General features: G+C 59.6%; 18 protein-coding genes and 1 riboswitch. Of the genes, 17 read left to right on the forward strand and 1 reads right to left on the reverse strand.

Annotated features, from left to right (window positions below; translation table 11 throughout):
* Positions 1–500: 500 nt before the first annotated feature.
* On the reverse strand, positions 501–3,389 hold the full coding sequence (locus H7B67_RS17970) for a glycoside hydrolase family 3 C-terminal domain-containing protein (RefSeq protein ID WP_342592622.1): 2,889 nt from the start codon (positions 3,387–3,389) through the stop codon (positions 501–503).
* A gap of 231 nt (positions 3,390–3,620) precedes the next feature.
* Between H7B67_RS17970 and H7B67_RS17975 the strand changes: the two genes are divergently transcribed.
* The 17 genes from H7B67_RS17975 (at position 3,621) to purH (ending at position 25,546) form a co-directional block, all read left to right on the forward strand.
* A complete protein-coding gene (locus tag H7B67_RS17975; protein ID WP_185121248.1) occupies positions 3,621–5,393 on the forward strand; it encodes a sensor histidine kinase in 1,773 nt (590 codons plus the stop codon).
* 4 nt (positions 5,394–5,397) lie between these two features.
* Entirely contained in the window at positions 5,398–6,921 is a 1,524-nt protein-coding gene (locus tag H7B67_RS17980) for a response regulator transcription factor (protein WP_185121249.1), read from the forward strand.
* 136 nt (positions 6,922–7,057) lie between these two features.
* The gene (locus H7B67_RS17985; protein ID WP_185121250.1) at positions 7,058–8,032 is read left to right on the forward strand and encodes an ABC transporter permease; all 975 of its coding nucleotides are present in this window, start codon (positions 7,058–7,060) and stop codon (positions 8,030–8,032) included.
* An 11-nt stretch (positions 8,033–8,043) separates the two neighbouring features.
* Positions 8,044–8,943 (forward strand): carbohydrate ABC transporter permease, encoded by a 900-nt coding sequence (locus H7B67_RS17990; protein WP_185121251.1) that lies wholly within the window; start codon positions 8,044–8,046, stop codon positions 8,941–8,943.
* A gap of 89 nt (positions 8,944–9,032) precedes the next feature.
* Positions 9,033–10,772 (forward strand): ABC transporter substrate-binding protein, encoded by a 1,740-nt coding sequence (locus H7B67_RS17995; protein ID WP_185121252.1) that lies wholly within the window; start codon positions 9,033–9,035, stop codon positions 10,770–10,772.
* Positions 10,773–10,979: 207 nt separating this feature from the next.
* Complete coding sequence (locus H7B67_RS18000; RefSeq protein WP_185121253.1) at positions 10,980–12,329, forward strand: GH1 family beta-glucosidase; 1,350 nt, start codon at positions 10,980–10,982, stop codon at positions 12,327–12,329.
* 174 nt (positions 12,330–12,503) lie between these two features.
* A riboswitch (purine riboswitch) is annotated at positions 12,504–12,605 on the forward strand.
* Positions 12,606–12,802: 197 nt separating this feature from the next.
* Positions 12,803–13,285: a 5-(carboxyamino)imidazole ribonucleotide mutase gene (purE, locus tag H7B67_RS18005; protein ID WP_185121254.1), complete on the forward strand. Its 483-nt coding sequence runs from the start codon at positions 12,803–12,805 to the stop codon at positions 13,283–13,285.
* Entirely contained in the window at positions 13,282–14,607 is a 1,326-nt protein-coding gene (gene purK, locus H7B67_RS18010; RefSeq protein WP_185121255.1) for a 5-(carboxyamino)imidazole ribonucleotide synthase, read from the forward strand. The genes purE and purK overlap by 4 nt, the downstream gene beginning before the upstream one ends.
* A gap of 7 nt (positions 14,608–14,614) precedes the next feature.
* On the forward strand, positions 14,615–15,910 hold the full coding sequence (gene purB / locus H7B67_RS18015) for an adenylosuccinate lyase (RefSeq protein WP_185121256.1): 1,296 nt from the start codon (positions 14,615–14,617) through the stop codon (positions 15,908–15,910).
* Positions 15,911–16,317: 407 nt separating this feature from the next.
* Positions 16,318–17,208, forward strand: coding sequence for a phosphoribosylaminoimidazolesuccinocarboxamide synthase (locus tag H7B67_RS18020; RefSeq protein WP_185121257.1), 891 nt, complete (start codon positions 16,318–16,320; stop codon positions 17,206–17,208).
* A 64-nt stretch (positions 17,209–17,272) separates the two neighbouring features.
* Positions 17,273–17,518, forward strand: a complete 246-nt coding sequence (gene purS, locus H7B67_RS18025) for a phosphoribosylformylglycinamidine synthase subunit PurS (RefSeq protein ID WP_185121305.1) — start codon at positions 17,273–17,275, stop codon at positions 17,516–17,518.
* 6 nt (positions 17,519–17,524) lie between these two features.
* Positions 17,525–18,217, forward strand: a complete 693-nt coding sequence (gene purQ / locus H7B67_RS18030; RefSeq protein ID WP_185121258.1) for a phosphoribosylformylglycinamidine synthase subunit PurQ — start codon at positions 17,525–17,527, stop codon at positions 18,215–18,217.
* A complete protein-coding gene (purL, locus tag H7B67_RS18035) occupies positions 18,195–20,438 on the forward strand; it encodes a phosphoribosylformylglycinamidine synthase subunit PurL (RefSeq protein WP_185121259.1) in 2,244 nt (747 codons plus the stop codon). The genes purQ and purL overlap by 23 nt, the downstream gene beginning before the upstream one ends.
* Positions 20,423–21,964 (forward strand): amidophosphoribosyltransferase, encoded by a 1,542-nt coding sequence (gene purF / locus H7B67_RS18040; RefSeq protein ID WP_185121260.1) that lies wholly within the window; start codon positions 20,423–20,425, stop codon positions 21,962–21,964. Before purL ends, purF begins: the two co-directional genes overlap by 16 nt.
* A 62-nt stretch (positions 21,965–22,026) precedes the next feature.
* Positions 22,027–23,070 (forward strand): phosphoribosylformylglycinamidine cyclo-ligase, encoded by a 1,044-nt coding sequence (gene purM, locus H7B67_RS18045; RefSeq protein WP_185121261.1) that lies wholly within the window; start codon positions 22,027–22,029, stop codon positions 23,068–23,070.
* Positions 23,070–23,687 (forward strand): phosphoribosylglycinamide formyltransferase, encoded by a 618-nt coding sequence (purN, locus tag H7B67_RS18050; protein WP_185121262.1) that lies wholly within the window; start codon positions 23,070–23,072, stop codon positions 23,685–23,687. Before purM ends, purN begins: the two co-directional genes overlap by 1 nt.
* 311 nt (positions 23,688–23,998) lie before the next feature.
* The gene (gene purH / locus H7B67_RS18055; protein WP_185121263.1) at positions 23,999–25,546 is read left to right on the forward strand and encodes a bifunctional phosphoribosylaminoimidazolecarboxamide formyltransferase/IMP cyclohydrolase; all 1,548 of its coding nucleotides are present in this window, start codon (positions 23,999–24,001) and stop codon (positions 25,544–25,546) included.
* The last annotated feature ends 10 nt before the right edge of the window (positions 25,547–25,556 follow it).

The following is a 25,556-nucleotide window of genomic DNA, read 5'->3' on the forward strand; positions in this document are numbered from 1 at the left end:
CTTTAGCTCGTTGCCCCGACTGCCCGCCGAAGGAGGGAACTCCATACCACACTTTTGCTCGTTACCCCGACTGCCGGCCGAAGGAGGGAACTCCATAAAGTTGTATCTTGGTTAGAGAGCAGAAGGAGAGCGCATGGAAGGCTGTAACCCGATAATGTCGGGTTACAGAGCAGAAGGAGAGCGCATAAAAGGCTGTAACCCGACAATATCGGGTTACAGAGCGAAAGGAGAGTGCGTCGAAGGCTGTAACCCGACAATATCGGGTTACAGAGCGAAAGGAGAGTGCGCGGAAGGCTGTAACCCGACAATATCGGGTTACAGAGCGAAAGGAGAGTGCGCGGAAAGCTGTAACCCGACAATATCGGGTTACAGAGCGAAAGGAGAGTGCGCGGAAAGCTGTAACCCGACAATATCGGGTTACAGAGCCACCCGGCTGCGGCCCATGCCCAAAAGGCCTCGATTCCGACAATCGGAACCGAGGCCTTTTGCAACCAACTATTCTATTCGAACCGGAATTCCGCCACGCGAACGTCGCGGCTCAGCTTAATCCGGATGCCGACGACTCCGGACGGAGCGGCGATCGAGCCGGAGATCGTCCGCCACGCCTGCGGGCCGCCGGTGGCGATAATGTCGAGGCTGCCGAGCGTTGTCTCGCCGTCCGGACCGACGGCGCAGACTTCGAGCTTGCCGCCGCGGGGCGAGGATACCTTCGCGGCGAACGTTCCGACGCCGCCCGCCGCGAAGTCCGCGTCGGCGTAATACGCCCACGCGCCTTCCCGCACGGCCGCGACGCTGCTGCCGCCGTCCTTGCACTCGTCGATGACGACTCCCTCGTAGTCGTCGTAGTTGCAGGCGGACGTCGGCCGGCGAAGATCGCGCGGCGGCACGGTCTCGCCAACCGCCTCGAGCGAGCACGAGCAGGCGACGTCCGCCGAAGAGCGGCCGACCGCGAGAGTCCACGTTCCGCTCTCGAGGCACCAACGGTCGCGCGTCACGTCCCAGAACGCCAGCTCGGAAGCGGGAACGGCGAACTCTACCGTCGCCGTCTCGCCGGCGGCCAATCCGATCCGCCGGAAAGCGAGAAGTTGCTTGAGCGGACGCTTGACGCGCGAAGCTCCGGCGGTGCCGTACAGCTGAACGACATCCTCGCCGAACCGGTCGCCCGCATTGCGCACGCGAACGGAGACGTTAACTTCCTCGCCCGCGGAGATGGAAGAGCGGCTCAGATTTACCTCTTCATACTCGAACGGAGAGTACGTCAGGCCATGACCGAACGGATATAGGACGGGACCGCGGAAGTAACGGTACGTACGCTCTCCTTTGATGATGTCGTAATCCATGAAGTCGGGCAGCTGATCGGCGCCCCGGTACCAGGTCATGTTCAGCCTTCCCGCCGGCGCGTAGTCGCCGAACAGGACGTCCGCGACCGCGTTGCCGAGCTCCGGTCCGGCATGGGACGTATACAGGATGGCCGGCACGTGCTCGTCCGCCCAGTTGATCGCGAACGGATAGCTGCCGACGACGACCACGATCGTGTTCGGATTGGCTTCGTAGACGGCGCGGATAAGCTTCTCTTGCGCTTCGGGCAGCGTCAGGTCCGGGCGGTCGATCGTCTCCTTGCCGTTGATCAGCGGATGGTTGCCGACGAAGACGATGGCCGCGTCGGCCTCGCTCGCCGCCGCGACGGCCTCGCGAACTCCATCCTGCACCACATGCACGTCGTACGGAGAGACCGTCACTCCGCCTTTCGCGCTGCCGGAAGCCTTGCGCTCCTCCGGAGAGCCGAGGGAGGAATGCTCCACCGCCAGCTCGGGGTCGACGGTCAGCAAGCCGTCCTCGCCGATGCCGATCCTGGCGTTGTTCCAAGCCGAGAGGTTCAGCTTGCCTTGCTCCATCCGGTCGATCAGAAGGGCTTCCTTCGTGAACCAGCCGAATATCTCCTCGGAGTCGGCGGTCGCGTGAACGTCGTCGGCCGTCGCGACGTATTTGCCCGTGCTCTCGGCGACGAGGGAGTGGGCTCTCCAGCCCCAGTCGGTCAGCTCGAACGTCTCGGCGCCTTCCGCGGAGTCGAGCGAGGCTTCCAGCTTGCCGTCCGCTCGGGTCGTCACGAATTTGCCGGAGGCGGCCAGCTTCACCCGGTCGTTCCCCGTGGCGTGAAGGACTTCGCCGCCGGAAGCGTCCGCCTTGGAGCGGATAGCGTCCAACGGCGTGACCGAGTAAGGAAGGGAACCGCTGTACCAATCGCGGTAGACGATGTCGGCCAGCGGGCCGACGACGGCGACCTTGCGCGAACGGGAAGCGTTCAGCGGCAGCGCCCCGCCTTTATTCTTGAGCAAGACGACGTTCTTCCGGGCCGCGTCCAAGCTCGTCTTCTTGTGCTCGTCCGAACCGATGACGTCCTCGCCGATTCCGGAGTACGGATTGCGCTCGTCCGGGTCGAATTCCCCGAGCCGGATCCGGACGCGGAAGGTGTTGAGAAGCGCGACGTCCAAGTCGTTCTCGGTCAGAGTCCCGTCCGCCAGCGCATCCCGAATCGCCTGCTTGGAGATCGGATGATCGTCGGTGATGCTGTCGATGCCGCGTTTGATCGACGCCGCGACGGCGTCCTTATAGTTGTCGAAGTAGGCATGCTCGTTGACCGTTCCGAGCACGTCTCCCGCGTCGCTGACGACGAAGCCGTTCATGCCCCATTCGCCCTTCACGACGTCGTTCACCTGCGGGTTCAGGTTGGCCGGCACGCCGTTCACCGAATTGTAGGCGGTCATCATCGATTGGGCGCCGCCTTCCTTGAACGGAATCTCGAACGCCTTCAAGTAATATTCGCGCATGTTACGGGGATCGATGCTCACCGAGCATTCGCCGCGGTCGACCTCGTTGTTGTTGCCGATGAAGTGCTTCAGGCTGGCGACCGCGCGGAGATAGAAAGGGTGATCTCCCTGAATGCCTCGCGCCAGAGCGGCGGTCAGCTTGCCGGCCAGGATCGGGTCCTCCCCGTACGCTTCCTCGTTGCGTCCCCAGCGCGGGTCGCGCTCCATGTCCACGGTCGGCGCCCATAACGTCAACCCGTTGCGGTCCGGATCGCGGCGGAAAAACCCGCGGGCCTCGGTTCCGATCGCTTCGCCGACTTGGCGGAGCAGCTCCTCGTCCCAAGTGCAAGCGAGCCCGACGGGCTGCGGGAACATGGTCGCTTCCCCGAGCCAGGCGATGCCGTGGGCGGCTTCGGTGCCGTGCTTGTATTTCTTGACTCCCAGGCGGGGAACCTCGTCCTGATATTGGCACATCAAATTGATTTTCTCGTCGAGCGTGAATCTCGAGACCAGGTCGTTCACCCGGGTTTCGAGCGGGAGGTCGGGATTCTCGAACGGGAACGTTCCGGAAGCTTTGGTCACTCGGGTAGCTCTCCTTCCATGCGCCTCCTATTGCAAGCGCCTTCAATAATAGATATGATTTTTATTCTAATACGAATGCGCCTAGGAGTTATACCCCTACAATTGCACCAAAAATACGGCACATTCCCGAGAGAGGACTTGCAAGTTCTCCGGGGGTTGCTTCAAAATAAGGTCGATCGACGAAATTTCCGTCCGTTCGACACGTCGGCGCGAGGGAAGGAGGGCTTCCGATTGAAGCGCATTATCGCCGGCTTCAACGACTTGAAGCTTCGCAACAAGATCGTGCTGGCTTATATCCTGTTTCTGCTGCTGCCGATCGTCATCGTAGGGAGCTACGCCGTTCGGGAATACCGGGACTCGACGCTGGACAAGGCGATCGAACAGACCGAGAACTCGGTCGAACGCGTCAAGGCTCGAATGAACGAGACCCTGTATACCGCGAACGATCTGTCGGCCAGGCTGTTGATCGACAGCGATCTGGAAGAGATCGCCACGAAGCGTTTCGCGAGCCCGAGCGAAGTCCTGGACGCTTATTGGGAATACGATACGATCAAGCTCTATCTCACGTTTAATCCGGAAGTATCCAAAATCCAGCTGGAAGTCGACAATCCGACGCTGCTGAATAACGGGGAGTTCCTTCCGTTAAGCTTCAATACGAAGCAATCTTACTGGTACAAGGACGCGATGAATAATAAAGGGTTGATTGGGTGGTATTACCTGCCGGACGAAGCCGAGAAATCGGAGAGCATGCTGAGCCTGGTTCGGTCCGTCTTTTTCCGGGAAAATCAATCCTACGGGCTGCTGACCATAAACATCAATTCCGATTATTTGAACACCGTGCTGAATCAAGAGGATTCGGAGACGATTGTTCTCGATCCTACGGGAATCGCCGTCGCTTCCAACCGTCCGAATATCGTCGGCAAGCGGCTGGAGGACTCGTTGTACGGAGCCACTCTCTCGGATAGAGAGCCGGGGACTTACGAATTGACGGTGAACGGGGTTCGATCCAAGGTCGTCATCGATCAGATTTTGCCGGATAACAGCTTTTCGTACCTCAAGATCATCTCGATCTTCGCCGTGGACAGCATCATGAAGGATGCCAACCAAATTACCCGGATCGGCGCGCTGGTCATCGTGCTTTTCGCGGTGTTGTCGATTCTGATCATTTACCTGATCTGCACGGTCGTCACGAACCGGCTGCGTAAGTTCAGCAGGCAGATCAGCAAGGTATCCATCGGCAACTTCAACGCGGCGGAGCTTAAGGTCGGGGCCAACGACGAGATCGGGCAGATTACCCGCCAGTTCAACCAGATGGTCTCCAACATCAAAGAATTGATGGAGGAGCTGAAGGAATCGCACCAGCATTCGAACGAGCTCGAACGCAAGCAGGGCGAGATCAAGCTGAGGATGCTGGCCAACCAGATCAATCCCCATTTTCTATACAACGCTTTGGAATCGATCCGGATGAAGGCGCACATAAGGGGAGAAAAGGACATCGCCCGAACGGTCAAGACGCTGGGCAAGCTGCTGCGCAAGAGCCTGGAGATCACCGGCAGCAAGATCAGCTTGAACGAAGAGATCGAGATGGTTCGATGTTACTTGGAGATTCAGAAATTCCGGCATGAGGACCGATTGAATTACGAGCTCGAGATCGCTCCCGAAGCGGAGGGCGTCAAGCTGCTGCCGCTGTTGATCCAGCCTCTGGTGGAAAATTCCGTTATTCACGGACTGGAGCAGAAGGTGGAGGGCGGATGGGTCAAGGTCAGGGCGGAGCTTAGCCGGGGCGGATTGGACGTCGTCGTCGAGGACAACGGCGTCGGCATTCCCGCCGGCAAGCTGAAGGCGATCCGCCGCACGCTGGCCGAACAGGAATCGACGCGGATCGGATTGCACAACGTCCAACAGCGGCTGCTTCTCACTTACGGCCAGGTATCGGGGCTGCGGATCGAGAGCGAACAACAGGAGGGAACCCGGATCGCTTTCTGGATTCCTTTGGAGGAGTGACATCATGTACAGAGTCATGATTGTAGATGACGAGCCCTTGATTCGGGAGGGGCTTCGCACGATCGTGGAATGGGAAGAGTGCGGATTTCAGGTCGCGGCGGTCGCCGTCGACGGGATGGATGCGTTGTCGAAGATTCCCCAGGCGAAGCCGGACCTCATGGTGATCGACGTCCGGATGCCGGGGATGACCGGTCTGCAATTGATGCAGAACGTTCAGGAGCAGTATGATCCCGCGCCCCTGTTCATCGTCCTGAGCGGACATGCCGACTTCGAGTACGCGCGCCAAGCCCTGTCCATGAGAGCGGAAGGCTATATTCTCAAGCCGGTCGACGAAGAGGAGCTGGAGGACGCCTTGAGGAAGGTCAAGCTTACGCTCGACAAGCGGAGATCCGAGGGAAGCTCTCCGTCCGGCCAAGCCTGGAGCCGGGAGCGGACGGTTCTATCCTTGCTCTCCGTCGAAGGCGAAGAACCTCCGGAGGAGGCTCTTGGCACGATCCGGCTCGGGGGCGCTCCCTACTCCGTCCTGCTGATCAAATTGCAGAATAGGGAAGAAATCGATGCCGCGACCGCGACCTCCGTCAAAACCAGACTTTCCGACGCGTTCGACGCATCCGGCAAAGGCGTCGTTTTCTCCCTCGAATCGAACCTGGGACTTGTCCTGTCGGCTGACGAAACGGATATGCCGCATGTTTACCGCGAGATTCGGCGTGCTTGCTCGGAGTCCGGGTTGGATTTTACGGCGGTCGCGGGAGACGAGGCGGACGGGCTTGCCGGTCTGAGCCAATCCCTGCGGTCCGCGGAAGAGGGGCTGAAGAATCGCTTTCTGCTGGAAGGGGACCGGATCTACCCGGCCATGGAAGCGGCAGCCCCCGCGGAGCGGCAGAGCGACGCGAAGGTCCTCGGCGAGTCGGAATCGGAAAAGCTTCTGCTCGCGCTCGACCTCGGCAACGCGGAGGCGGCCGCCTCCTGGGTCAGGGGGACGGCGGACGCTATGCGGGCTGCGCGGATGGGCGAACCGGAGGTAAAATCCGCGTTCGCGCAATCGTTTACGGCCGCGCTCGCGAAGCTGGAGCAGAGGCGGCCGGAGCTGAAGGAACGTTGCCGCGCGTTCGCCGCCGAGGTGCTTAAGCTGTACGGGGAATATCGGCTCTCGGGACTGACCGAGGCGCTGACGGAGCTCGTCGCCAAGATGGCCGATTCGTTCCGCGGCTACGGCAGCGACCAGCAGATGCAGAAGATGATCGAGCTGATCCGCCGCAATTACGCGGATAATCTGAAGCTGGAGTCTCTGGCCGAGGTGTTCGGCTACAACAGCTCTTACCTAGGCAAGCTGTTTCGAAATTACACGGGAGAATCGTTCAACGCCTATCTGGACAAGGTTCGGATCGAACAGGCGAAGGAGCTCCTCGAGCAAGGCTTGAAGGTTTACCAGGTAGCGGAGCGCGTCGGCTATTCGAATGTCGATTATTTTCATGGAAAATTCCGCAAATACGAAGGGGTTTCTCCCTCCGCTTACCGCAAAAAATAGAAAATCCTATGAAAATCCGCAACTCTCCGTTTCCCGACCTCTAATTCTTACATGGTTTTTGCTTCAATCTTCCTCGTATTTTTCCGTCCTCCCCCTAAGCTATCATAGCAATATAGCAAAAGGGGGAGCGACACGAATGGAAACGCTAACAGCTGCTCAAGCATCCCAAACGAAAAAAAGACCGAAAAAAACCAAAACGAATAAGCGGAGCTTCTTGAAGGATCTCATCCAGCAGAAGTATCTATATCTGATGTCCATCCCGTTCGTGATTTGGCTATTCGTGTTCAACTATTACCCGATCTGGGGCTGGACGATGGCGTTCCAGAACTACAAGCCGGCCCGAACGTTCGGGGAACAAGAGTGGGTCGGCTTCGACAACTTCGTCCGGCTCTTCCACGACGACCAGTTCTATCTGGTTCTCCGCAATACGCTCGCGATGAGCGGAATGGGGCTCGTGGCCGGACTGATCTTCCCGATCCTGTTCGCCGTCCTGCTCAACGAAGTCAAGAGCATGCCGTTCAAACGGATCACCCAGACGATCTCCTATCTGCCTCACTTCGTCTCCTGGGTCGTCGTCGCCGGCATCGTGACCAGCCTGCTGTCGCTTGACGGCATCGTCAACGATATTCTGATGTGGCTTCACTTGATCGACGAGCCGATCCAGATCATGGCCAAGGAGCATTGGTTCTGGGGCGTCGTGACCGGGTCCGACATCTGGAAGGAAACCGGGTGGAACGCGATCATCTACCTGGCGGCCATTACCGGTATCGACAAGGAGCTTTACGAAGCGGCGAGAGTCGACGGGGCCGGACGTTTCCGGCAAATCTGGAACATTACGCTGCCCGGCATTCGTTCCACGATCATGGTGCTGTTCGTCATGAACATCGGTCACCTGCTGGCCACCGGCTACGAGAAGCAGATGCTGCTCGGCAACGACCTGGTATCCGATTATTCGCAAGTGCTCGATCTGTACGCGCTCGATTACGGAATCAAGATCGCCCACTTCTCCTACGGTACCGCGATCAGCATGTTTACCTCCGTCGTCAGCATTCTTCTGCTGTTTACGGCTAACGGCCTGTTCAAGAAATTCGCGAAAGAAAGCATCATGTAGGGGGCGGGCATATGTCCAGCAAAGCATTCAACTTGACAAGAGGAGAACGGGTTTTCAGCATCGCCAACTATGTCGTACTGACCATAATCGTCATCGCCACGGTCTATCCGTTCCTGAACGTGCTGGCGATCTCCTTCAACGATTCCGTCGATACGGTTCGCGGAGGCATCTACCTCTGGCCTCGCGAGTTTACGCTCGAGAATTACGAGACGATATTCGGTTACAAGTCCCTGCTTACGGGCTTTAAAATCTCTATTCTGCGTACGGTTATCGGCACGGTCCTAGGGTTGCTAAGCGCTTCGATGCTGGCGTACGTCTTAAGCCGGCCCGACTTCCGAAGCAGCAAGTTTCTCTCCACGTTCCTCGCGCTCACGATGTATTTCTCCGGCGGCATGGTGCCGATCTACATCCTGTTCCGCGACCTGAACCTGCTCGGGACGTTCGCCGTTTACGTTCTGCCCGGCATCGTCAGCGCCTTCAACGTGTTCGTCATCCGTTCGTTCATGGACGGCTTGCCTTACGCGCTGCAGGAATCGGCCAAGCTGGACGGGGCTAACGATTTCAAGATTTTCTACAAGATCATTCTCCCGCTATGCAAGCCGGTGCTTGCGACGATCGCGCTCTTCCTGGCGGTCGGACAATGGAACTCTTGGTTCGATACGTACCTGTACAACGGCAACAAGCCGTCCTTGACGACCTTGCAGTACGAGCTGATGAAGATTCTGGACAGCACGCAGCAAGGCAGCGCGATGACCAATGCCAACGACCTGGCGAACAAGATGGCGCAAGTCTCTCCGGAGTCGATCAAGATGGCCATCACGATCGTCGTTACCGTTCCGATCCTGGTCGTGTATCCGTTCCTGCAGCGGTACTTCGTAGGCGGAATGACGCTCGGGGCCGTCAAGTCCTAAGCGACTGTCAGACATTACCGGTACACCCAGGCCGATAGCCTGTGTACAATAAACGATTGACCAATTCATCATCTAGGGGGAAGTTCCAAATGAAGTTGCGCTCCACTCAATCGCTTTCCTTGCTGACATTGTCCGGCGTGCTGCTCCTCAGCGCTTGCAGCAGCAATAACAACAACGATGAAGCTGCCGGCAATTCGGCAAGCGAAGCGCCTAGCACGTCAAGCGCTTCCGCATCGGCCGATTCCGGCGCGATGGACACGACGCCGATCACGTTCTCGTTCTTCGGCGCGGACGCCAGCCCGAACTGGAACAACATGCAGGACGAAATCGGCAAGGTGATTACCGAGAAGACCGGCGTCACCATTAACGCCGAATACGACATCGCGAGCGGCGGCGGCGAGAACAAAATCGCCCTGATGGCGGCCAGCGGCCAATATCCGGACATCATCTTCGCCAAGGGCGAGCTCGGCAAGCTGGTTGACGCCGGAGCGATCATCGACCTGACCGACCTTATCGATAAATACGCGCCGAACCTCAAGAAATTGATCGGCGAGAACACGAACCGCCTGAAATACAGCCTGGACGACCAATCGATCTACTCCATCCCGACGAACGGAGGCGTCGATCAGCAGTACTTCGACGCGACGGGCGGATTCGAGGTTCAGCTTCGCGTGCTGGAAGAGCTCGGTTATCCGGAAATCAAGACCGTTCAGGATTTTGAAAACGTACTCAAGGAATACGTGGCCAAGCATCCGACGACGGACGGACAACCGACCATCCCGCTGCTGCTTAACGCCGACGATTGGAAGAGCATGATCACGGTCACGAACCCGGCGTTTATCGCGACCGGCGCTCCTGACGACGGCGAATATTACGTCGACCCGACCACCTATGAAGCCAAGCTTCATTATAAGCGTCCGGAAGAGCGCGAATACTTCAAATGGCTGAACCATATGTACAACGAAGGCCTGCTGGACAAGGACACCTTCGTCCAGAAGGACGACCAATACCAAGCCAAGATCGCAAGCGGACGCGTACTGGGCCTTATCTCGCAAGAATGGGAATACGGCAACGCGGAGAACGCGCTGAAGGCAGCCGGCAAGCACGAATACACGTACGGCCACTTCCCGGTAACGCTGAACGATCAGTACCAAGACCATGAGCTGGTGTCCGCCGGCATCGACTTCTCCGGCATCAGCATCACGACGGCGAACAAGGATCCGATCCGCACGATCAAGTTCCTCGACTGGCTCGCTTCCGACGAAGGCCAAGTTCTGCTCAACTGGGGCATCGAAGGCGTTCACTACAACGTAGAGAACGGCAAGCGCGTCATTCCGGCCGACGTGCTCGACAAGAAAGTAAACGACAACTCCAACTTCATGAAGACGACCGGCATCGGCCTGTACACGACGTTCAGCATGCACTACGGCGACGGCGTGCAGGATTCGACGGGCAACTACTACACGACGAACTTCCCCGACCAAATCATCGCGAGCTACTCCGATGCCGAGAAGGCAGCGCTGAAGGGCTACAACGCGACGACCTGGAAGGACCTGTGGCCGACCGATCTGCCGGTCAAGGAGTGGGGCGCGCTGTACAACATGCAAGCTCCGACCGACGGCGACTACCAAGTCATCTACCAGAAGACGCAGGACATCATCCGCAAGAGCATTCCGAAGGCGATCCTGGCGAAGCCGGAAGAATTCGACAAGACGTACGATCAATTCCTCGCCGATCTGGACAAGGCGGGCGCGGAGAAGATGGAATCCATCTACACCGGTCTGGTTAAGAACAGAGTCAAGCTGTTCACCGGCAAGGACATTCAATAGTAGGAAGGACGGCATCGTCCGGATTGCTTCATAGCCAAGAAACCGGCCGCCTTCGGGAGACGACCTCGTCTGCCTGTGGGCGGTCGGCCTTTTAGGGAAAACGTTTTATGTCTGGCGAGCCCTTGTGTTAAAATGATGGGGATAACCGGAGATAAAAAGACGGTTTAACCGATTAGTCGATTAAGCTTGAGGAGTGAGAGGAAGCCAATGACGATCTACCGATTTAAGGAAGGCTTCGCCTGGGGAGCGGCAACCGCTTCTTACCAGATCGAAGGAGCTTATGACGAGGACGGCCGGGGCTTGTCCATCTGGGATACGTTCTCCCATACGCCGGGCAAGGTCAAGAACGGAGACAACGGCGACGTCGCGTGCGACAGCTACCATCGCTACAAGGAGGACGTGCAGCTTCTCAAGGAGCTCGGCGTTTCGACCTACCGGTTCTCGATCGCTTGGCCCCGCATCTACCCGAAGGGACGGGGAGAGGCGAACCGTCTCGGTCTGGATTATTACCATCGCCTGGTCGACGAGCTGCTCGCGAACGGAATCGAGCCGTTCTGCACGCTGTATCACTGGGATCTGCCGCAAGCGCTGGAGGATGAGGGCGGCTGGAACAACCGCGGGACGATCGACGCGTTCGTCGCTTTCGCCGAGACGATGTTCAAGGAATTCGGCGGCAAAATCAAAAAGTGGATTACGTTCAACGAGCCGTGGTGCAGCTCGTTCCTCTCGAACTACCTGGGCATTCACGCGCCGGGCAACAAGGATCTGCAGCTCGCCACGAACATCGCCCATCATATTCTCGTCGCTCACGGACGCACCGTCAGCCTTTTCCGCAAGCTTGGCGCGGAGGGCATCATCGGCATCGCGCCGAACATGACTTGGGCGGTTCCATACGGTCCGAGCGAAGAGGATCGCAAGGCATGCCTGCGCAACATCCAATGGACCGGAGACTGGTTCAAGGACCCGATCTTCTTCGGCAAGTATCCGGACGAGCTTCGCGAATGCATCGAAGGCGCCGGCGCGACGATTCCGATTCTGGACGGCGATATGGAAGACATCCGTCAGCCGATCGATTTCCTCGGCTTGAACTATTATTCGGCCAGCATTAACCGATACAATCCGGAAGCCGGGCTCCTCAAGAGCGAACCGATCGAGTCCCATTACGAGAAGTCCGATATCGGCTGGCCTTACGACGCCGTCGGCTTCTACGACTCCCTTCGTTACGTGAAGGACAAGTACGGCGACATTCCGATCTACATCACGGAGAACGGGGCTTGCATCAACGATGCGCCGGGCTTGGACGGACGGGTTCGCGACGATCGCCGCATCGATTATTACAAGCAGCATCTCGTGAGCCTGTCCCGCGCGATCGATGCCGGAGTGAACGTGGTCGGCTACATGGCATGGTCGCTGCTCGACAACTTCGAGTGGGCGGAGGGCTACGATATGCGCTTCGGGCTCGTCTATGTCGATTTCCGCACTCTTAAGAGAACGAAGAAGGACAGCTACTACTGGTACGAGAAGGTAGCGCGGAACAATTGGTTTGAAGTGAAGTAGGAAGCGGAATAGGAGCGAGCGGTCCCCTCCGAATGTCGGAGAGCGCCGCTCGCTTATTTAATCGAATAAATCCGCATATTCCGAATATGTCAAAATCCGAACATTCGTATTTTCACGTTAATTAAGCGTTCGTCTTTCGATTGACATCCATGGGAGGTTGGGGTAAACTTAGAACCGTAAAATAGCTGATTTGCTCGTATATAGTCGGGGATACGGCCCGATCGTCTCTACCCGGAAACCTTAAATTTTCGGACTACGAGCCCTAGTTCTGGATGAGCAGGCGGATATCGGAGAAAGCGGCGGCGGAATGCCGGAATCCGATGTTGCGCCTATATGGCGTCCGGCGAGGGCGGAAGAACGAGAATAAGGTGTTTCGCAAGAGAGAAGATGGGGTTGATGGGGAATACTGACAGTATACCCATCGGCCTTTTTGTATGTTCGGGCACGATTTTACGCGGGGAAAGGGTGGAATTATGTCGGCACTTGTCGGCGTCATCATGGGAAGCACGTCGGATTGGGAGACCATGAAGCGAGCGTGCGAGGTACTGGATGAATTGAACGTTTCCTATGAGAAAAAAGTCGTTTCGGCGCACAGGACGCCGGACCTGATGTTTGAATATGCGGAGAGCGCGGCAAGCCGAGGGTTGAAGGTGATCATCGCGGGCGCCGGCGGCGCCGCTCACCTGCCCGGCATGGTCGCGGCCAAGACCGTTCTTCCCGTTATCGGAGTGCCCGTCAAGTCGCAAGCCTTGAACGGGCTGGATTCGTTGCTGTCGATCGTTCAGATGCCGGGAGGCATCCCCGTCGCGACGGTCGCGATCGGGACGGCGGGGGCGACGAACGCGGGCTTGCTCGCCGCGCAAATGATCGGAGCGTTCGACCCTTCCGTTCAAGAGAGAGTAGCGGCTCGCCGCGATCGGATTACGGCGGAAGTGCTGGCGGGAGAATTGCCATGAGCGAGCCGTTTAAGCTGGTTAACCTGGGTTCGGCGGACGGCTTGGTATGCGAGGACGGCTACTGCGCGGTGCCCGGGGCCTCGGAAGCGCCGGGGACGGAAGCGGGGGCTGCGGCAAGCACGGATGCGGCGGGATTCTCCGCGGGCAACGGAGCGGATGCGGGCGCTGCGGCGCAGCGTCCGATTCTGCCGGGCTCCACGATCGGCATTCTCGGCGGCGGGCAGCTCGGACGGATGCTGGCCCACTCGGGCAGCCGCCTCGGCTATCGATTCGTGACGCTCGACCCGACGCCGGATTCGCCTTGCGGCCAGACGGCGCAGCAGATCGTCGCGGGCTACGGGGACCGCGAGGCGGCCCGGGAGCTGGCTCGCCGTTCGGACGTGATCACGTACGAGTTCGAGAACGTCGACTCGGACGTGGCGGCGATGCTGGAGCGGGAATCGTACGTGCCCCAAGGCAGCGCGCTGCTGCACACGACGCAGCATCGCCTGCGCGAGAAGCGCGCGATCGAAGCGGCGGGAGCGCGGGTCGCTCCTTACGCGGAGGTGACGAGCCTCGAGACGCTGCGCGGCGCGGCGGCGCGGCTTGGATTGCCGGCCGTGCTCAAGACGGCGACGGGAGGCTACGACGGCAAGGGCCAATGGGTGCTTCGCTCGGAGGACGAGCTGGCTCCCGCTTGGGCTGAAGCCGAGAAGGCGGGAACGGAGCTCGTGCTCGAGAAGTTCATCGCCTTCGAGAAGGAGATCTCGGTCATCGCGGCTCGTCGGCCGTCGGGAGAGATCAAGACGTTCCCTCCCGCGGAGAACGTGCACGTTAACAATATATTGCATCTGTCGATCGTTCCGGCGAGAATCCCGGACGACGTTCGCGCCGAAGCGGAGCGCCTCGCGGTTTCGATCGCGAAGACGCTCGGAGCGGTCGGGCTCATCGCGGTCGAGATGTTCGCGGGGGCGGACGGAACGCTTTACGTCAACGAGCTGGCGCCGCGCCCGCACAACTCGGGACACTACACGATGGAAGCCTGCCGGACCTCGCAGTTCGAGCAGCACGTTCGCGCGATCTGCGACCTTCCGCTCGGAGATACGTCCCTGCTGTCGCCGGTCGTCATGGCGAACATTCTCGGCGAGCACGTTCCGCCTCTGCTGGAGTGGATGAAGGAGAAGGATCCGGAAGCGGAGCGCCTCGGCGTCGAGCCGAAGGTGCATCTGTACGGCAAGGCGGAAGCCAAGAACAAGCGCAAGATGGGCCACGTGAACGTGCTGGCGGACGATACGGAGTCGGCTCTCGCGTGGATAACCCAATCGAATATATGGAGGGTTTGATTTTACGATGATCGATCGCTACAGCCGCCCGGAGATGCGGGCCATCTGGACAGAAGAGAACAAATTCAAAGCATGGCTGGAAGTCGAGCTTTGCGCCTGCGAAGCATGGGCCGAGCTGGGCCACATTCCGAAGGAAGACACGGTGGAGCTCCGCAAGAACGCGAAGTTCGATATCGATCGCATCTACGAGATCGAGCAGGAAACCCGCCACGACGTCATCGCCTTCACCCGCGCGGTATCCGAGAGCCTTGGACCGGAACGCAAGTGGGTTCACTACGGCATGACCTCGACGGATGTCGTCGATACGGCGCTCGGTTATCTGTTGAAGCAAGCGAACGAAATTCTCGAACGCGACCTGGTGAACTTCGTCGAGATCGTTCGAGCACAAGCGATCAAATATAAATCGACCCCGATGATGGGACGCACGCACGGCGTTCATGCCGAGCCGACGACCTTCGGGCTGAAGCTGGCGCTGTGGCACGAGGAGATGAAGCGGAACCTCGAGAGATTCCGCCGCGCGGCCGACAACGTCCAATTCGGCAAGATGTCCGGAGCCGTCGGCACCTACGCGAACCTCGACCCGTTCGTCGAGCAGTTCGTCTGCGACAAGCTCGGCATCAAGGCGGCGCCGATCTCGACGCAGACGCTGCAGCGCGACCGCCACGCCGAGTACATGGCGACGCTGGCGTTGATCGCCACGTCGCTGGACAAGTTCGCGACGGAGATCCGCGCCCTGCAGAAGAGCGAATTCCGCGAAGTCGAGGAGCCGTTCGCGAAGGGCCAGAAGGGCTCGTCCGCGATGCCGCACAAGCGCAACCCGATCGGCTGCGAGAACATCAGCGGCCTCTCCCGCGTCATCCGCGGCCATATGATGACGGCCTACGAGAACGTGCCGCTGTGGCACGAGCGCGACATCTCGCACTCCTCGGTCGAGCGCATCATCCTGCCGGACGCGACGATGCTGTTGAACTACATGCTGAACCGCTTCGGCAACATCGTGAAGAACCTGACGGTGTTCCCGGAGAACATGAAGCGCAACATGAGAAGCACGTACAACGTCCCGTTCTCCGGACGCGTCATGACGAAGCTGATCGACAAGGGCTTCAGCCGCGAGCAGGCGTACGATACCGTTCAGCCGCGCGCGATGCAAGCATGGGAAGAGCAGCGCGACTTCCGCGACATCGTCTCGGGTACGCCGGAGATCACGAACGTTCTCTCCGCCGAGGAGATCGCCGACTGCTTCGATCCGAGCTGGCACCTGAAGCACGTCGATACGATCTTCGAGCGTTTGGGCTTGAATTAAGCGGAAGACGCCGCGGAATAGCCAGAACTGCCGTAACCCGAAATATTCGGGTTAGAGGGCCGCAAGAGCGCTGCAAGGCTGCCGTAACCCGAAAAATTCGGGTTAGAGGGCTGCAAGAGCGCCGCAAGGCTGCCGTAACCCGAAATATTCGGGTTAGAGGGCCGCAAGAGCGTCGCAAGGCCGCCGTAACCCGAAATATTCGGGTTAGAGAGTAGCAAGAGCGCCGGAAGGCTGTCGTAACCCGAAATATTCGGGTTACAGAGTCGCGAGAGCGCCGGAAGGCTGCCGTAACCCGAAATATTCGGGTTAGAGAGTCGCGAGAGCGCCGCAAGGCTGCCGTAACCCGAAATATTCGGGTTGCAGCAATCGCAATCGAAGAAATCACCGCCCCATCTAAGGAGGCTCTCATGTCCACCGAAACGTTGTCCACCGCAGAAGGGATGACCAAGGCTCCCCTCATTCATAAAGGCAAGGTGCGCGAGCTCTACGACCTGGGCGACCGGCTCCTGATCGTCGTCACCGACCGCATCTCCGCTTTCGACTACGTGCTGGATCCTCCCGTCCCGGACAAAGGGAAGGTGCTGAACGGGCTGAGCTCGTTCTGGTTCGAGCAGACGGGCGAGCTTCTCCCGAACCACGTCATCCATACGGACGTGAACAAGCTTGGCGACCTCGTTGCAGATAGCGACAAGCCGAAGCTCGAGGGCCGCATCATGGTCTCCAAGAAAGCGAAGCGCATCGACATCGAGTGCGTCGTTCGGGGCTACATTACCGGCGGCGGCTGGAAGCAGTACCAGAAGTCCGGCGAGGTGAACGGGATCAAGCTGCCGGAAGGACTTCGCAAGAACTCGAAGCTCGAGCAGCCGATCTTCACCCCGGCAGGCAAGAACGACGTCGGCCACGACGAGGACATCCCGTTCGAGGAGATGGCTCGGCGCGTCGGCCGGGAGCTGGCGGAGAAGCTTCAAGAGCTCAGCCTTAAGCTATACTCCTTCGGGCGCGATTTCTGCGCGAAGAAGGGCATTATCCTTGCGGATTGCAAATTCGAATTCGGACTTATCGATAACGAGATCATCCTGATCGACGAGCTGTTCACCCCGGACTCCTCGCGGTTCTGGGCCGACGAGAACTACAAGCTCGACGTCGAGATCGACAGCATGGACAAGCAGCCGGTCCGCGCCTATCTCGAGAACTCGGACTGGGACAAGATCAGCCCTCCGCCGAGATTGCCGGACGAGGTCGTGGCGGCGACTTCCGCCAGGTACCGGGACATCTACCGACGCTTAACGAATAGCTAACCCCGCCTTTAAACCTGGCAGTACGGATAAGACCAAACCTTTTTCCCCTACAGGAGGAGAATCAATCATGAAAGCAACGGTTTACGTAACGATCAAAGAGAACGTGCTCGACCCGCAAGGCAACGCCGTCCAAGGCTCCCTGCAAACGCTGGGCTTCGGCGAAGTGTCCAAGGTCCGCATCGGCAAGTACCTGGAGCTTCAGCTCGACACAAACGACCGCGCGGAAGCCGAGAAGCGCGTCAAGGCGATGTGCGAGAAGCTGCTGGCCAACACCGTCGTCGAAGACTATCGCTTCGAACTGGAGGGCTGAGACCTCATGAAATTCGCGGTTCTCGTGTTCCCGGGCTCCAACTGCGACATCGACATGCTTAAGGCGGTCGAGGACGTCGTGCAGCAGCCCGTCGATTACGTCTGGTATACGTCCACCGATCTGTCCCAATATGATGCGATTCTCGTTCCCGGGGGCTTCTCTTACGGCGACTATCTGCGCTGCGGCGCGATGGCCCAGCTCGCCCCGGTCATGCAAGAGGTTCGCAAGGCGGCCGAGGAAGGCAAGTTCGTTCTCGGCGTCTGCAACGGCTTCCAGATCCTCACGGAGGCGGGACTCCTTCCGGGAGCGCTCATCCGCAACAACTCTCTGAAGTTCCGCTGCCATCCGGTCGACCTCCGCGTCGAGAACGCCGGCACCGGCTTTACGAAAGACTACGAGCAAGGCGAAGTCGTCCGCATTCCGATCGCGCACGGCGAAGGCAACTTCTATTGCGACGAAGAGACATTGGCCAGCTTGCGCAAGAATAACCAAATCGTGTTCCGTTACGCGGGAGACAACCCGAACGGCTCCGTCGACAACATCGCGGGAATCTGCAACGAGAAAGGCAACGTCGTCGGCATGATGCCGCACCCGGAACGCGCGGTCAGCGAGCTGCTCGGCTCCAAGGACGGCGCCCGGATGTTCACGTCAGTACTCAACGCTTGGAGGGAACGCAATGGCGCAGCAAGTGTCCGCTAAAGAACCGACGATCGAGCAGATCGCCGAGCAGAAAATATACAAGCAATTCGGAGTGTCCGATTCCGAATACGAACTGATCTGCGGGTTTCTCGGCCGCAAGCCGAACTACACCGAGATCGGCGTGTTCAGCGTCATGTGGTCCGAGCACTGCGCGTACAAGAACTCGAAGCCGCTGCTCCGCCGCTTCCCGACGACCGGCCCTCGCGTCCTGATGGGACCGGGCGAAGGCGCCGGCATCGTGGACATCGGCGACAACCAAGCCGTCGTGTTCAAGATCGAGTCGCACAACCATCCGTCCGCGGTCGAGCCTTACCAAGGCGCGGCCACCGGCGTAGGCGGCATTATCCGCGATATTTTCTCCATGGGCTCCCGCCCGATCGCGCTGCTCAACTCGCTGCGCTTCGGCAAGCTCGAGAACGACCGAGTGCGCTACCTGTTCGAGCACGTCGTCAGCGGCATCGCCGGCTACGGCAACTGCATCGGCATCCCGACCGTCGCGGGCGAAGTCATGTTCGACGAATCGTACGAGGGCAACCCGCTCGTCAACGCGATGTGCGTCGGCCTTATCGACCACGGCCAAATTCAACGCGGCGTCGCCAAGGGCGTCGGCAACCCGGTATTCTACGTCGGACCGGCAACGGGACGCGACGGCATCCACGGCGCGACGTTCGCTTCCGAAGACCTCACCGCGGAGTCCGAAGCGAAGCGCTCGGCCGTCCAAGTCGGCGACCCGTTCATGGAGAAGCTCGTCATGGAAGCGACGCTCGAGCTGATCGCTTCCGGCATCGTGCTCGGCATCCAGGACATGGGAGCCGCGGGGCTCACCTGCTCCAGCGCGGAGATGGCGTCCAAGGCCGGCAACGGCATGGAGCTCTACCTCGACGAGGTTCCGCAGCGCGAAGAGGGAATGACGGCGTACGAGATGATGCTGTCCGAGTCCCAGGAGCGCATGCTGTTCGTCACCGAGCCTCAGCACGAGGCTCAAGCGAAGGCGATTTTCGAGCGTTGGGGACTCCACTGCGCGAAAGTGGGCAAGGTAACCGACGACGGCCGCCTGCGCCTGTTCCACAAGGGCGAGCAAGTCGCCGACATGCCCGTCAAGGCGCTCGTCGACGATTGCCCGGTGTATAACAAGCCTTCCAAGGTGCCGGACTATTACTTGAAGAACGGCTCCATCGATACGAACCGCTACGAGCAAACGATCGACCTGAACGATGCGCTCAAAAAAGTGCTCGGATCCCCGTCGCTCGCGAGCAAGGAGTGGGTGTACAGCCAATACGATTACCAAGTGCGCACGTCCACCGCGGTCGTTCCGGGCTCGGATGCCGCCGTCGTCACGATTCGCGGCACCCGCAAGGCTCTTGCGATGACGACGGATTGCAACGGACGTTACGTCTATCTCGATCCGGAAGTCGGCGGGCGCATCGCGGTCGCGGAAGCGGCGCGCAACATCGTCTGCTCCGGCGGCGAGCCGCTGGCGATCACGGATAACCTGAACTTCGGTTCCCCGGAGAAGCCGGAAGTGTTCTGGCAGATGGAGAAGGCGGTAGACGGCATGGCGGAAGCCTGCCGCTTCCTGGAGACGCCGGTTATCGGCGGCAACGTCTCTCTCTACAACGAGAATGCGAAGGGCGCCATCTATCCGACGCCGGTCGTCGGCATGGTCGGCCTCGTTCACGATACGGACCACATCACGACGCAAGAATTCAAAGCCGAGGGAGATATCATTTTCCTTCTCGGCGAGACGAAGGCGGAGCTCGGAGGAAGCGAATTCCAATACGCCGTTCACGGCGTAACGGAAGGACGTCCTCCGGAGCTCGACCTCGAGACGGAGCAGCGCCTGCACAAGGCGGTTCTCGGCCTGATCCAGCAAGGGCTCGTCGCCTCGGCTCACGACCTGTCCGAAGGCGGCCTCGCGGCTGCGCTCGCGGAATCCGGCTTCGGCCGCGGTCTCGGCGCCACGGTCGACTTCCAATCGAACCTGCGTCCGGACATCGCGCTGTTCAGCGAATCGCAATCGCGCATCCTGCTGTCGGTCAAGCCGGACAAGGCGGACGAAGTCGCCGCGGCTCTTGAGGCTGCGGGAGTGCCTTCGCAGCGTCTCGGAAAGGTTGGCGGCGAGAACCTCACCATCGCGATTAACGGACATACCGCCATTTCGGCGCCACTCAGCGAATTCCGCAAGGAATGGAAGGAAGCGATCCCATGCCGGATGAAGTGAAGTCCGGGACAGCCCGCTTGGCGTATCCGCCAAGCGGACAGGCAATAGGAGGGTTGGCTCCTTCCGAAGCCCGTTTCTGGACCGGCGATTATTACAACGAAGGCAACGGTCAGGAAGAAATCTTCGACAAGGCGAAGGAAGAATGCGGCGTATTCGGCGTGTTCGGTCATCCCGACGCGGCCAATCTGTCTTATTACGGTCTTCACGCTCTTCAGCATCGCGGCGAAGAAAGCTGCGGCATCTGCTCTTCCGAGGACGGGACTTTCCATTACCATCGCGGAATGGGGCTCGTCAAGGAAGTGTTCGATCGCGAGCGCCTCGGTGCGCTGAAGGGCGACCGCGCGATCGGCCACGTCCGCTATTCGACTTCGGGCTCGAGCAAGCTGGCGAACGCCCAGCCGCTCGTGTTCAAGTACCGCGACGGCGATCTTGCCGTCTGCACGAACGGCAACCTCGTGAACGAGCCGGTCATCCGCCGCGAGCTCGAGGAGCAGGGCTCGATCTTTCAGACGTCCAGCGACACGGAAGTCATCGCCCATCTCATCGCCCGCTCGCCCAAGGATCTGGTCGAAGCGGTCAAGGACGCGTTCGCGCGCCTCATCGGCGGCTACGCGTTCCTGATCATGACGAAGGACCGCCTGATCGCGGCTTGCGATCCGAACGGCTTCCGTCCTCTCGTCATGGGCCGCCTCGGCGACGCTTATATTTTCGCGAGCGAGACTTGCGCGTTCGAGACGATCGGCGCGGAATACGTTCGGGACGTACAGCCCGGAGAGATTCTTGTTCTCGACAAGAACGGCCTCCGCGAGGAGCGCTTCGCTCCGATGGAACGCCGCGCGGTCTGCGCGATGGAGTACATCTACTTCGCCCGTCCGGACAGCGACATCAACCAGATCAACCTGCACTCCTCCCGCAAGCGGATGGGACGGCAGCTCGCGCTCGAATCGTTCGTCGACGCCGACATCGTGACCGGCGTTCCGGATTCGAGCATCTCGGCCGCGATCGGCTATGCCGAACAGACGGGAATTCCTTACGAGCTCGGCTTGATCAAGAACAAGTACACCGGCCGGACGTTCATCCAGCCTTCCCAAGAGCTCCGCGAGAAGGGTGTCAAAATGAAGCTGTCCGCGGTGCGCAAGGTCGTCGAGGGCAAGAGAGTCGTCATGATCGACGACTCGATCGTGCGCGGCACCACTTCGCTTCGCATCGTCAACATGCTGCGGGAAGCGGGAGCGACCGAGGTTCACGTAAGGATCTCATCTCCGCCGTTCATGAATCCTTGCTACTACGGCATCGATACGCCGAATCCGAAGGACCTCATCGCCAACACGAAGACGGTCGAAGAGATTCGCAAGGCGATCAACGCGGATTCGCTGTACTTCTTAAGCAAGAACGGTCTGATGGAAGCGGTAGGCGGGCATGAGAACGAGAAGAATCGCGGTCTCTGCCTCAGCTGCTTCGACCACGACTACCCGACCAAGGTGCAGTTCGAGCTCGCGAAGGCGACCTCCTGCAGCTGCGATTAACAGGGAGCGGCGGCGCGGACACTCGCGCCAGCCGACAAGAAGAACTTAGAGGGGGACCTACCGTGTCCGAAGCGTATAAACAGGCCGGCGTCGACATTGCCGCGGGCAACGAAGCCGTCGAACGGATGAAGAAGCACGTCAAGAAGACTTTCCGTCCGGAGGTTCTGACCGGGCTCGGCGGCTTCGGCGGCTTGTTCGGCCTGAACAAAGACAAATACGAGGAGCCCGTGCTCGTCTCCGGCACGGACGGGGTCGGCACGAAGCTGAAGCTGGCGTTCTCGCTCGACAAGCACGACACGATCGGCATCGATGCCGTGGCCATGTGCGTGAACGACGTCGTCGTGACCGGCGCCGAGCCGCTCTTCTTCCTCGATTACCTGGCTTGCGGCAAGCTCGTCCCGGAGAAGATCGAAGCGATCGTCAAGGGAGTGGCGGAAGGCTGCCAGCAAGCGGGCTGCGCGCTTATCGGCGGCGAGACGGCCGAGATGCCGGGCATGTACCAGGACGGCGAATACGATATCGCCGGCTTCACGGTCGGCATCGTCGATCGTCCGAAGGCGATCGACGGCTCTAAGATCGCCGCGGGGGACGTCGTCATCGGCCTCGGCTCCAGCGGCGTTCACTCGAACGGCTACTCGCTCGTGCGCAACCTGCTGATCGACAAGATGGGTTACTCCTACGTGGACGAGCTGCCGGAGCTGGAGGGCAAGAAGCTCGGCGACGTGCTGATCGAGCCGACCCGCATCTACGTCAAGTCGATCCTGAAGCTTCTCGAGAGCGTGAAGATCAAGGGAATGGCGCATATTACGGGCGGAGGCTTCATCGAGAACATTCCGCGCGTGCTGCCGGAGAACGTCAACGTCGACATCAACCTGGGATCGTGGCCGATCCAGCCGATCTTTAAGCTGATGCAGCGAGACGGGGCGATCAGCGACCGCGACATGTTCACCACGTTCAACATGGGCATCGGCATGGTGCTCGTCGTGCCGGCGGACCAAGCGGACCAAGCCCTCGCTCTGGCGAAGGAGAACGGAGAACAAGCTTACGTGATCGGCCAAGTTACCGCGGGCAGCAAGATCGTCACGTTCGGAGGAGTCGAACTGTAATGAAGGGAGCTCCACTCCGAATCGCGGTATTCGCCTCCGGCAGCGGGAGCAACTTTCAGGCGTTGGCCGAGGCCATCCGGGATACCGGCATTCCCGCCGAAATCAAGCTGCTTGTCTGCGACAAGCCGGCGGCCAAAGTAGTCGAGAGGGCGGAGAAGCTCGGCGTTCCGACCTTCCTGTTCCGGCCGAAGGAATATCCCTCCCGGGAAGCCTACGAGACCGAGATCGTGAAGCGTCTTACGGCCGAGGGAGTCGAGCTGATCGTCCTCGCGGGGTACATGAGGCTCATTACGGATGTGCTCGTGAAGCCTTACTACGGTCGGATGATCAACGTCCATCCGGCTCTTCTGCCCGCTTTTCCGGGCGTTCATGCGATTCGGCAGGCGTTGGATTACGGCGTCAAGCTGACCGGCGTCACGGTTCACTTCGTCGACGGAGGCATGGATTCCGGCCCGATCATCGCCCAACGGTCGATCGAGATCGGGGAGGGCGAAACGGAGGAGGCCTTGACGGAGCGAGTTCATGCGGTCGAGCATGAGCTGTATCCCCAGGCCGTTCGCTGGATCGCCGAGGGACGGGTCTCTTTGGACGGACGACAGGTACGGATCCGCGGGTAAGCCGATTGATGAATGGGCATCGAGCATGATATTTCATGTTTAATTGCGCCGTAAGAGGCATTATCGATAAATAAGCTTGAAATTTCACCTTTATTTTGCTTTCGGAGTGGGAAAGGCACTTATTAAACCTGAAATATCATGTTTAATTCGCCGTTAGTGGGCCCTATCTCGAAAATAGAGTTGAAAATTCAAGTACATTGCTTGTAGCAGAAGGCATGAGGCGCTTAACCGCTAAGAAAATAAGAAAAAGGCTCGTTCCGCACGCTCCGGCGGATGGGACGGGCCATCATTATTGTATAGGAGTGGGAACCATGGCAATCAGAAGAGCGCTTGTGAGCGTCTCCGACAAAACGGGGATCGTAGAGTTCTGCCGCGAGCTGGCGAACCTGGGCGTCGAGATCATCTCGACCGGAGGGACGAAAACGCTGCTGGAGAAGGAGAACGTGCCGGTCATCGGCATCTCCGACGTAACGGGCTTCCCGGAGGTGCTGGACGGACGCGTAAAGACGCTGCATCCTGCCGTTCACAGCGGGCTGCTCGCGATTCGCGACAACGAAGAGCACGTCGAAACGATGCAAAAGCTCGGACTGGACTATATCGATATCGTTATCGTCAATCTGTATCCGTTCCAGCAAACGATCGAGAAGCCGAATGTGAGCTATGAGGACGCGATCGAGAACATCGACATCGGCGGTCCGACGATGCTCCGCTCCGCCGCGAAGAACCATGCGTTCGTTACCGTTGTCGTCGACGCGGGCGACTATGCCAAGGTTCTCGAAGAAGTTAAGGCGGGCGGCGACACGACCCTCGACACGCGCAAACGCCTGGCGGCGAAGGTGTTCCGCCACACGGCCGCCTACGACTCCCTGATCTCCGACTACTTCGCGAAGGTGCTGGACGAGCCGCTGCCGGAGCGTCTGTCCGTTACCTACGAGAAGGTTCAAGAGCTTCGCTACGGCGAGAATCCCCACCAGAAGGCGGCCTTCTACAAGAAGCCGATCTCCTCGGAAGGCAACATCACGAGAGCGGAGCAGCTCCACGGCAAGGAGCTCTCTTACAACAACATCAACGACGCGAACGCGGCTCTCTCGATCCTGAAGGAGTTCGAAGAACCGGCCGTCGTCGCCGTGAAGCATATGAACCCTTGCGGAGTCGGCATCGGAGCCGACATCGACGAAGCGTACCGCAAGGCTTACGAAGCGGATCCGACGTCTATCTTCGGCGGAATCGTCGCGGCGAACCGCACGATCGACGTACCTACGGCGACGAAGCTGAGCGAGATTTTCCTCGAGATTATCATCGCGCCTGACTTCACGCCGGAGGCTCTCGAGATTCTGCAGAAGAAAAAGAACATTCGCCTCATGAAGCTCGGCAACCTGACCGCGGGCGCTCAGCGCCAGTCGGAATGGCTCGTAACGAGCGTCGAAGGCGGCATGCTGGTGCAGGAGAGCGACGTGCACTCCCTGACCGAAGCGGATCTGACGGTCGTGACCGACCGCGCCCCGACGGCAGAAGAGCTGAAGCAGCTCCTGTTCGGCTGGAAGGTCGTCAAGCACGTGAAGTCGAACGCCATCCTGCTCGCTGCGGACAACATGACGGTCGGCGTCGGCGCCGGCCAGATGAACCGCGTGGGAGCGGCGAAGATCGCGATCGAGCAAGCGGGCGAGAAGGCGAAGGGCGCCGTTCTGGCTTCCGACGCGTTCTTCCCGATGGGCGACACGCTGGAGCTGGCCGCGAAGGCCGGCATCACGGCCGTCATCCAGCCGGGCGGCTCGATCAAGGACGCGGAATCGATCGCCGTCGCCAACGCGAACGGCATCGCGATGGTCATGACGGGCGTCCGCCACTTCAAGCACTGATTTCGGCTTA

The organism is Cohnella thailandensis (assembly GCF_014212135.1).
Lineage (GTDB): Bacteria > Bacillota > Bacilli > Paenibacillales > Paenibacillaceae > Cohnella > Cohnella thailandensis.